A 1,965-nucleotide genomic window follows, 5' to 3' on the forward strand; every position below is an offset into this window, starting at 1 on the left:
AGCCTGCTGGCCGGAGTTCACGCACACGTGTCCGCCCTGACGGCGGAACTTCGACGCGCAGCTCGTCCAGCCGAACTCGCCGAGCCACAGGGGCTTGCGATCGCCCGCGGCGCGCATGACGTCGCGTATCTGGCGGATCGAGAGCAGGACGAGGTCGTAGTAGTGGACCGACAGCGCGTCGTATTGCCCCTTGGCGCCGTTGTCGTACATCGCCTTCAGGAAGGCGCCGTTGCCGCCCACGATCGCCCCACCGAGCACCTTCACGGAGGGAGCCTGGGCCTTGATGGTCGGGTAGGCCGCCTTGAGGAGGTCCGCGTAGGTCTTCGCCTTGTTCTCCCCGGCCCAGTACAGCTGGTTGCGGTGGTCGGGCTCGTTCCACACCTCGAGCCACGCGACGGTCGGGCTGAAGGTGCGGGCCACGAACGCCGCGGCGCGCGCGTAGTCCTGGGGATCGGACGGCGGATACGAATCCACGGTGTCCGCGGCGGTGGCACCGCAGCCGCGGGTCAGCGTGGCGGGCGCGGTCGACGACCAGCACGGCGTACCCATGAACGTCACGGCGAGCTTCAGGTCACGCGACCGGGCCGCCTCGACGACGCCCTCCAGACGAGCCAGGTACGCGCGGTCGATCGTGCCCCGCGCGGGCTCCAGGAGGTCCCAGCGCACTTCGATACGGGCGAACGTGCCGCCAAGCCGCTTCGTCAGGTCCAGATCCTCGACCACGTCCTTGATGGACGGGGACTCGCGGAGCGGCGTGATCTGGAGGCCAGAGCTCGCCGCGGCACTCGCCGGCGGCGCGGATACGGCGATGGCGAGTACACCGAGCGACAGGAGCTGCGCCAGGCGTAGCGGAAGACGGCGGAAGATGTGCGGCCTCGAGTCCATTGGAGTAGTAACCCGGCAACCGTGCCGGAGTCGCGAAGAAATGGCAAGCCCGGCGGCGGGCCGCCGACGCCCTGCTGACGACGCAGGCGTCGTCGATCGCGTCCTTCGGGTGCAACTACCCCTTTGGGCGCACCGCGTTTCACCGTTACCATCGCGCCATGAATCCCGCCGATCCCGCCCGGGACGCCATCTCCGCGCGTGTCCGGGCGATCATGGATGCGGCGGACGACGCGGCGAACGCCCGGTTGGCCGGGCGGACGTCCCGCGGTGAGGCCTCCCGTCGAGAGGCGACGGCGCCCCCGGCGGACGCCGGCGTCCACGACCGCGCCGGATCCTCGCCGGCCCCGGCGCCCGCCGACCTGGCCGTGCTCGTCGCCGCGCTCACGCAGCAGACCCGGAAGGTCCGCGGCCAGGTCGACGCGCTGACCGCCGCGCTCGACCGCGTCGAGGCCCGGCTCGACCACCGTCCGGGCCCGGCCACCCCGTCACCGGACTCCCGGGACCGCGGCAGTGCGGCACCGGCCGGTCGGCAGCCACGACCCGCACCACCACGGTCCGGCGCGTCGAGCACGGCACGGGAGCCGCGCGGAGCCGGCGCGCAGGCCGTCGGCGACACGGCCCGGCTCGTGGCGGTGGAGATGGCCGTGGGCGGCGCGACGCGCGGTCAGGTCGGAGGCCGCCTACGCGACAAGTTCGGCATGACCGACGTGGATCGGGTGCTGGACAGCGTGTTCGGCGCCGACACCGCCGACGACACGCGGGTGCCCTGGAGCTGAGGCCAAACCCCAGGACTCAGAGCTGCCCGCGAAGCGCCGCGACGACCCGGTCCACCTCGGACCGGCCGTACGTCGAGGCGAGCGGCAGCACGAGGTGACGGTCGGCGATCGCACGGGCCCGCGGGGTCGCGGCCCGGCCGGCGTACGCGTAGGCGCTGAGGGACGGCAGGTCCGGGAAGCGGGTCGTCTCGATCCCCTGCCCGGCCAGCGCCCTCGCCGCGCGATCCCGGGTCGTGGCGTCGGCCAGCAGGACGAGGAACGCGTAGTGCGTGCCGCGCCCCACGTCCTCGTCGGTCCACGGCAC

3 protein-coding genes are annotated in these 1,965 nt (G+C 73.0%); 1 reads left to right on the forward strand and 2 read right to left on the reverse strand.

Annotated features, from left to right (window positions below; all coding sequences use genetic code 11):
• A partial coding sequence (locus tag ABYE80_RS20315) for a glycosyl hydrolase (protein WP_372792191.1) occupies positions 1 to 885 on the reverse strand: 885 nt, incomplete at its 3' end.
• A 158-nt stretch (positions 886 to 1,043) separates the two neighbouring features.
• Here ABYE80_RS20315 and ABYE80_RS20320 point away from each other — a divergent pair.
• Positions 1,044 to 1,661, forward strand: coding sequence for a hypothetical protein (locus tag ABYE80_RS20320; protein WP_372792193.1), 618 nt, complete (start codon positions 1,044 to 1,046; stop codon positions 1,659 to 1,661).
• Positions 1,662 to 1,677: 16 nt separating this feature from the next.
• On the opposite strand, the gene ABYE80_RS20325 is transcribed toward ABYE80_RS20320, so the two are convergent.
• Positions 1,678 to 1,965 (reverse strand): DegT/DnrJ/EryC1/StrS family aminotransferase (locus ABYE80_RS20325; RefSeq protein WP_372792195.1); only part of this gene is annotated, 288 nt, incomplete at its 5' end.

The organism is Paraconexibacter sp. (assembly GCF_041602235.1).
In the GTDB taxonomy this organism is placed as follows: domain Bacteria; phylum Actinomycetota; class Thermoleophilia; order Solirubrobacterales; family Solirubrobacteraceae; genus Paraconexibacter.

Coding starts and splice junctions, on each gene's coding strand:
- ABYE80_RS20320 (WP_372792193.1), top strand. CDS start 1,044: ATGAATCCCGCCGATCCCGCCCGGGACGCCATCTCCGCGCGTGTCCGG.